The organism is Clostridium sp. 1001271B_151109_B4 (genome assembly GCF_015670405.1).
In the GTDB taxonomy this organism is placed as follows: Bacteria; Bacillota; Clostridia; order Clostridiales; family Clostridiaceae; genus Clostridium.
Genome location: NZ_JADPBQ010000039.1, coordinates 1 through 7623, shown reverse-complemented (window position 1 = coordinate 7623; position 7623 = coordinate 1). Strand labels below are relative to the sequence as shown.

General features: G+C 26.5%; 9 protein-coding genes. All 9 read right to left on the bottom strand.

All coding sequences use genetic code 11. The features are described from left to right. Positions 1-374: 374 nt before the first annotated feature. The 9 genes from I4V63_RS15245 to I4V63_RS15205 all read right to left on the bottom strand — a co-directional run bounded on the left by I4V63_RS15245 (position 375) and on the right by I4V63_RS15205 (position 7401). Entirely contained in the window at positions 375-557 is a 183-nt protein-coding gene (locus I4V63_RS15245) for a hypothetical protein (RefSeq protein ID WP_196002073.1), read from the bottom strand. Positions 558-673: 116 nt separating this feature from the next. After that, a complete protein-coding gene (locus I4V63_RS15240; RefSeq protein WP_196002072.1) occupies positions 674-1015 on the bottom strand; it encodes a zinc ribbon domain-containing protein YjdM in 342 nt (113 codons plus the stop codon). A gap of 639 nt (positions 1016-1654) precedes the next feature. Then, positions 1655-2386, bottom strand: a complete 732-nt coding sequence (locus I4V63_RS15235; RefSeq protein ID WP_196002071.1) for a MerR family transcriptional regulator — start codon at positions 2384-2386, stop codon at positions 1655-1657. 174 nt (positions 2387-2560) lie between these two features. After that, positions 2561-3139: a PepSY domain-containing protein gene (locus I4V63_RS15230; protein ID WP_196002070.1), complete on the bottom strand. Its 579-nt coding sequence runs from the start codon at positions 3137-3139 to the stop codon at positions 2561-2563. A gap of 535 nt (positions 3140-3674) precedes the next feature. After that, positions 3675-4130 (bottom strand): DIP1984 family protein, encoded by a 456-nt coding sequence (locus I4V63_RS15225; RefSeq protein WP_196002069.1) that lies wholly within the window; start codon positions 4128-4130, stop codon positions 3675-3677. Positions 4131-4430: 300 nt separating this feature from the next. Then, positions 4431-5897 carry a TrkH family potassium uptake protein gene (locus I4V63_RS15220; RefSeq protein WP_196002068.1) on the bottom strand — a complete coding sequence of 489 codons (1467 nt, stop codon included), beginning with the start codon at positions 5895-5897 and terminating at the stop codon, positions 4431-4433. 5 nt (positions 5898-5902) lie between these two features. Further along, positions 5903-6568, bottom strand: coding sequence for an NAD-binding protein (locus I4V63_RS15215; protein WP_196002067.1), 666 nt, complete (start codon positions 6566-6568; stop codon positions 5903-5905). Between the two features lie 10 nt (positions 6569-6578). Next, positions 6579-7004, bottom strand: coding sequence for an NAD-binding protein (locus I4V63_RS15210; RefSeq protein ID WP_196002066.1), 426 nt, complete (start codon positions 7002-7004; stop codon positions 6579-6581). After that, positions 6994-7401, bottom strand: coding sequence for a hypothetical protein (locus I4V63_RS15205; RefSeq protein WP_196002065.1), 408 nt, complete (start codon positions 7399-7401; stop codon positions 6994-6996). The genes I4V63_RS15210 and I4V63_RS15205 overlap by 11 nt, the downstream gene beginning before the upstream one ends. Between the last annotated feature and the right edge of the window lie 222 nt (positions 7402-7623).

Below are 7623 nucleotides of genomic sequence, written 5' to 3'. Positions count from 1 at the left end.
TATTTTTTATAAAATTTATATAAAAACAGAGGTAGATACATTTTTTTTACAAAATATTATATGTATTATTATTGATTTTTTTCAAAAAATATCAAAATACTACATTATGTTAAATAAATCAACATTTTACTAATTTTAGTTATTGTTTGTGTTATTTTATCTCCATGTGTAATTAATATCAATTTAATATAAATAGAAGTATATATATCTATTAAATACACTGTGATAAATTAATAAATTAAGTGATATATATCAATATTTATAGATGAATTAAAATTGATATATTGAATATTTAATTTAATATCGTCTATAAAGCAAATTATTAATAAAAAAAGTATCTAGTTTTTATACTAGATACTATAAAAATAACATTTTTAAATTTCTTCTTTTAATATTTTATTTAACTTATTTTGAACTAACCATAATTTCTTTTGTTTTCTATTAAATGCAACCATTTTATTTTTATTATTTTTGCTTTCATCAAGCAATTTTATGTACTTTTCATCAGCTATTTTTAATGCATCCTCTATTACTAAAAGCTCTTCTTTAGTAAACATAAACTATCGCCTCCAAACGCTTATTTTTTTATTTTAATTATATCATATAACATTATCTCAAATAAAAAGGACTGCTTAATTTTATTATAAACAGCCCTTACATATATTGCTTTTATTTATATCTTTTTAACTACTGATGATTTAAGCTTCATTGCTCCAAATCCATCTATTTTACAGTCTATATCATGACCATCTGTTACATCATAAAGTAGACGAATATTCTTAACTTTTGTTCCTTGCTTTAATGCTGATGTAGCACCTTTAACCTTTAAATCTTTAATTATTGTAACAGTATCACCATCATTTAAAACATTTCCGTTAGCATCTTTTATAATACTTGCTTCCTCTTCAGCAGCTTGACTTGCCGCAGTCCATTCATGACCACATTCTGGGCAAATTAAAAGACTTCCATCTTCATAAGTATATTCTGAATTACATTTTGGACAGTTTGGTAACATAACTTCATTTCCTCCATTGCTATCTCATTATTCTAAGTACATATTAGTATCCTATGCATTAATATATACTATCATACTATTCTTTTATTGACAAACCTTTGTCAATTCTGCACAATTTCTTTAATTTACTTACTTCTATTATTAAGAATTATTACTATTATTATCTGCAAAATGCCTAAATCTAAAAATGTCATTTGTAAACCTAATGTATCTGCTGTAACTCCGAATATTAGAAAAATACATACAATACCTACTGAAAAAATTATACTATCTATTGAAATTATTGTTGCTCTTTGAGCTGATGGTATTATCTTATTTATTGATTCTGATTGAATCGGATATAATAAAGAATGCTACTCATATCAGAATTCTTCATAAATGGATATACATAATCAATTTTTATATTCCTATTTATATTGTTTTCTTTCTTATTTATTAAATTTATCATTTTTACATTTAAATTAGAATAAAATTCATATTTTGATTTTTTACATGAAAAAAGCCTAACACTTAAGGGGGACTCTCATGTTAGGCGGCCTTTATATTTCAAAAGGAGGATTATTATTAATCATTAATTACTTTGCATTAACTACTTTATGTGTTTATAATAATCCTCCTTTGTGTCATTTAGGTGTCATATTATTTTGAACAATAAATTTCTATTGCTTCCGCCATTAATTTAGCAGTTCCTTCACCATTCTTATCAAGATTTTCTTTAAATCTTTCATCCTGCACATACATTAAACCTAATCCAGCTAATATTTCATTTGTACAAGTATAGAAATTATCAGTAATATACTTTTGCCATGTTCTAACTAATTCTTGTACCCCTTCGCTTCCTGGATCACAATCCCTTAATTTAGCAAATGCTTTAAATATCTCATTTGTTTCTTGATTAATGTCTCCCCATTTTTCTTTATTGTATCCACTTATTTTCTTTTCACTTTCTTTATATGCTTTAGTATTTCCCCAACGTTCTTTTACCTCTTTAGCATATTTCTTTTTATTTTCTTCTATTTCATTCATATCAAATTCCTTAAAACTCATATTATTATCCCCTTCTATTCTTTTATCTATTAATTTTATTAGTCCATCTATCCTTTGTCCTTGCTGAATTAGTAATTCTTTTTGTTTTTTAAGTGCTTCTTCTTTATCATAATTAGGATTATTCATTATTTCCTTTATTTCACTTAGCGGAAAATCCAATTCTCTAAAAAACAGTATTTGTTGTAATATTTCAAGATCTTCCTTAGAGTATAACCTATAACCAGCCTCTGTTATTTTATTTGGCTTTAACAGCCCTATCTCATCATAATAGTGTAATGTTCTTACAGTTATTCCTGTTAGCTTTGCCACTTCACTTATTCTCACTAATTTTATATGCCTCCCTTCATAAATTATTTTATTTATCTTAACTACAAATATAATTTTAATTTATTACGCAACGTCAGAGTCAATACTATTTTTTAAGCTTAAATTATATCATTTTAATTCTTATAAAAAAGATGCCTATCTCCCTAAAGAGTGGCATCTTTTCTCAATATATTATTCCTGTTCATAAGCTAATATTTCTGCAGTATTAGCATCTATTTCGTAATTATATTCTTTATTGTTATAATAGAATTCTACTTCATACTTTTGTATTCCATTATCAAAATCTAATTTTACTTTTGCAAATGTAACTTGATCACTCGTTAAGTTTGCATGCTTTAATGCAATTTCTTTTGCTTGTTCTTCTGAAATATTAGCTGTGCTATTTGAATTATTTAGACTACTATTTTCATTACTCTTGTCATCTAATTCGTATTTAATTATTTCTCCGTTAGCTACATTAATTTCATAATCATATTCCTTATTATTATAGTAGAATTTTATATTATACTTTTCTACCCCATCGTCAAATTCGCTTTTAGTTTTAACAAATGAAACTTGATCTTCTGTTAATTCTGCATGCTTTAAAGCTATTTCTTTAGCCTGATCAATTGTTATCTTATTAGTATTAGCTATTCCATTATTTGTTATACCTGAGTTTATTTCACTTTGATTTGATACATCTGAATTATTACATGCTACTAAACTAATAGAAATTATTATCATGACTACTACTAATTTTAATTTGTTCATTTTATACACCTCTTATATACATCTTTTCATTAGTATGTTCATCAATTACATATCAAAATATTATAAAATTTTCACTAAGAATTATATAATATTGATCTTTCTTTTTCATACTATTTTTCTCGGACAAATAGAAAAAGTTTTAATTCAAAAATAATATAAATATATATTCATAAAAATAGCCTTAGTCAAATTATTTCAACACCTAAGGCTATAATAAATAATAAACATCTCTTACTTATGGTACGATTGTCTGTGACAATAACAAGTAATGCTTTTTATTTCTTCTTAAAAATTTTCCAAATTATAATGTATATTTATTTTTATTAACTTTTATATAACTATATATTAATCCCTATCCCACCCTCATTCACAAGCCAACATACGGTCGTTACATTAATTTATAACTTTACTCTTGTAACATTACTGAACTTAATTTTTATTATTTGCACATTGTTCCGTACATGCTATCATAGTACTAATTTACACCTCAATTAGTAGAGCTTATGTTCACCCTTGCAAATTACCATCTAAATTCTTAAGAAATAATATCGGTCGTCCAATTTAATCCTTGCAATTTAGTATCTATTAATCTATATTCTTTTGAAAGACTATCTATTTCCTTCTGTTTTTCAGCTACATTCACTGTACTTAAAATTTTTATTTCTTTGTTTGAATATCTCTCAATTTTATCGGCAGATTCACTAATAAAGCTTCTTAAAATAGATAATTTCAATCCTAAAGTATCTCTTTTAGCTATAATATCTGAAATACTTTCATTGTCTATATAAGTAGAGCTATTAGTTTTATTTATTAATTTTATAATATTTTCAAGTTCAATAATATTATCATTTAGCTCATTTAAAAGCATATTAGGATCTTCTGATGGTGTATCCCCTTCTTGAACCTTAGCATTTTTTATCAATCTTTCTCTTAAGTTTGTAATTCTTTTCTGTAGGTCAGCTCTTAAATTTAAAGCTTCAGCTAATTTCATTTAAATCACCTTACTCTTAACAATTTTTCTGTTATCTACTATTTATATAAATAAATTTTGCATATTTCTTATTTCAATTATACATAAATTTTGCATATAGTCCACAACTACATAATAAATAATCCACTTCAACACATTTCTATACTACTGGATTTCATGGTGGAGCCGACGCGTAAATAACATATCCCTTATATTTAATTATCCAATTTCAGTAAAAACCTCACTTGTTTGTCATATGGAGAACCGTATCACAAATAAGTGAGGTTTCTTTATTAATTCATCATAATATAACTAAAAATATTATTTCTTAGTTATAGTTATTTTTTGTAATTTTTTCAAACTTAAATATATACCTATAATAACAATAAAAATCTCTAATCTTCCAAGCAACATACCTAACATTTCAACAATTAAAGTAGCATTATTAGTAGTTGGGCCTGTTATTCCTATAGATAATCCTACAGTTCCTAGTGATGATGCAAATTCAAACATTGCATCACTTAATGAACAATTCGCTGTTAAAGTAACCAGTAAAGTTCCAATTATAAAAATAAATATATAACAAAATATAAATCCTACTGTATCTGATTCCATTGCTCTATCGATATATGTTTTACCTTGCGCTCTATTAAAATATGGATTACTAACTGCTCTTGAAGGTGATATTCTTTTCTTTATATTTTCTTTTACTATACGACACATCAAATATGCCCTAGTAAGCTTCATTCCACCTGCTGTGGAACCTATTCCACCACCAATAATCATTAACAATATCATTATTCCTATACTAAAAACTGGCCATTCTGAATAGCTCATAGTTGAAAATCCACTTGTAGATAAAGCAGATACTATATTGAATATAGAAACTCTAAAAGCTTCTCCTATATTCATATATAATTGATAGAAAAGTGATGCTGCAACCATAGGTACTGTAATCATAAGAAGTACAAATAAAAATCTCATTTCACTTACTTTAAAAAACTGTTTAATTTTTCTCTTTGAAAGTAATAATAACGCTGCAAAGTTAGTTGTACCAATAATCATTAAAAAAATTGTAACCGCTTCAATACCAATACTATTGTAAGCTCCAATACTATCAACCTCAGTAGAAAATCCTCCTGTTGATAATGCACACATAGCATGATTAATTGCATCAAAAACTGGCATTCCAAAAAATGTATAAAAAATAGTTCCAATTAAAAAATATCCAAAGTACATAAGAAATATTGTTCTTGCAGTTTTTCCTAGATTCGGAGCTAATTGATCAGAATGTCCTTCTGCATTGTATAAACTCATAGCTTGCTTTCCTTGGATTAACATAACCATTACCATTACAAATCCAAGTCCACCACAATATTGCATAAAACTTCTATAGAACAAATATATTTTAGGTACATGTCTTACATCCATAACTGATAGTCCTGTTGTAGTCCATCCACTAACAGATTCAAATAACGCTTGTATAAAAGTTAATTGGTTTCCAAATACAAAAGGTAATGACCCTATAAAAAAACTATATAACCAAATAAATAAAACTGTGATGCTTCCTTTCTTCATAGTGAAAGGCTCTTCATTATTATTTTTTGTTGTTGCTATACAAACTATTATTGATAAAATTACAGAAATTAAGCCAGTCATAAGAAATGATGAAATATATTTCATATCTTCTGGATAAAATAACAATAAAAGTATAGGGGATGTAACAAGCCCACTTACAATTAGCATCAACTTACCCACACTACTAGAATTTATAAATATATTTTTCATATTTTTTACCTTCCTGTTAACTCTTTAATTGCTAATATTTGATTCTCCTTAGATGATATTATTATAAGAATATCTCCAGCAAGTAATTCAGTATCCCCTCTTGGAACCATACTATTCTCTCCTCTTAATATACAACCTATAATAACTTCCTTAGGTAAATCTATTTCCCATATTTTTTTCCCAACACTTGGAGCAGATTGTAAAATTGGTACTTCTGCAATACTAATATTTCCTTGCGTTAATGGTAATATAGTAGCAATTTCATTGATAAATGCTTGTTGCTCAATAATACCTGTAATTGTGTTTAGCGCACATACCACTGAATCTATTCCCATTTTATAGAAAAAACTGGTTTTCTTAGGATCATTTACTAAAGCTACTGTTTTTCTTATTCCAAATTTCTTCTTACACAATTGACAAATCACTAAATTTTGCTCATCATATTGTGTTAAAGCTATAGCTATTTGATTATCATAAGCCTCTGCATCTTCTAATACATATGGCTTTGTTCCATCCCCATGAATAACTTTTAACTGATTATTTTCAGCTAATTTCATGCAATTCATATAATTTTCATTAATAATTGTTACTGAATATCCCTTGCTTATAAGAGAGTTTGCTAAAGCACTTGTTTTATTAAATCCACCAACTAATAATATTTTATTTTTCATAACCATCCTCCTATATGTTTAAGATTCTATCAACTTCAGTGGAAGATAATAACGCTGGAAAAATAGTATGTATATTACTATCTTTATAAACACATTCCTTTTCAGGATCATACAATCTAATAATTACTTCCTCTACTCCAAAGAGACTTTTTGCCATTTGTGAAATTAAAATATTAGTATTATCATTATTAGTAACTACATTTACTACATCTGCTTTTCTTATATTGGCTTCTTCTAAAATATCTATATCCATACCATTTCCCTCCATTAACATTCCTGAAAAAGATGGTGATAGTTTTCTAAAAGAATCTTTCTCTATATCAATTATAGTTACATTCATATTTTTATCTGAAAGCGCATTTGCAATGCTTGCTCCAAGTCTACCACATCCTATAATTAATACATTTTTATTTACTCTAATATTATTAATTTTCATTTTTCGTCCTCCTTACGATATATCCAATATGATTTTCACCATATTCTAATTTATATGAATTTTTTTCTTCTAAATAATTAAAATCACTTTCATCAAATGCAATCTTTCCACTTGAATGAAATCCACCATATATCTCAAGATTATATCTTGCTGGTAAATATGTTGGATCTAAATCTGACGCCACTCTAAAATGTTTCATCGCTAATAAATGCTCTCTACGTTTTTCTAATAATATTCCCAAAAGGTTATGTGGTTCAGGTGCATGTGGTGACTTGATCATCCCTTCTATAATTAAGTCATAACAAGCTTCATCTTCTCCACTATTAATCAAGTTTCTTACTTCATTACATAATGTTTTTAAACTATATTCATTTTTATAACTTGTCCCTTGTCTCAATATAGATCCCTCCCTCAGTTACTATATATATTTTAAGTCAATACTTGTTAGGACAGTGTTATTATTTCTTTATTGGTGTGAGAATTCTGTGAGATTTTAAAAAATTATAAAAAGTTATTCACATAACAAAATTCTTACATTCTCCTAAAAAAAAAGACCGATTCATTTAAAATGGACCCTATATAGTAGACACTCAAAAAAAGAGTATCTATCTATATAGAG

What these genes read in the sequence shown, in the direction of transcription:
- I4V63_RS15245 (WP_196002073.1), bottom strand. Translation starts at nt 557, where the DNA reads ATGTTTACTAAAGAAGAGCTTTTAGTAATAGAGGATGCATTAAAAATA.
- I4V63_RS15240 (WP_196002072.1), bottom strand. Translation starts at nt 1,015, where the DNA reads ATGTTACCAAACTGTCCAAAATGTAATTCAGAATATACTTATGAAGAT.
- I4V63_RS15230 (WP_196002070.1), bottom strand. Translation starts at nt 3,139, where the DNA reads ATGAACAAATTAAAATTAGTAGTAGTCATGATAATAATTTCTATTAGT.
- I4V63_RS15225 (WP_196002069.1), bottom strand. Translation starts at nt 4,130, where the DNA reads ATGAAATTAGCTGAAGCTTTAAATTTAAGAGCTGACCTACAGAAAAGA.
- I4V63_RS15220 (WP_196002068.1), bottom strand. Translation starts at nt 5,897, where the DNA reads ATGAAAAATATATTTATAAATTCTAGTAGTGTGGGTAAGTTGATGCTA.
- I4V63_RS15215 (WP_196002067.1), bottom strand. Translation starts at nt 6,568, where the DNA reads ATGAAAAATAAAATATTATTAGTTGGTGGATTTAATAAAACAAGTGCT.
- I4V63_RS15210 (WP_196002066.1), bottom strand. Translation starts at nt 7,004, where the DNA reads ATGAAAATTAATAATATTAGAGTAAATAAAAATGTATTAATTATAGGA.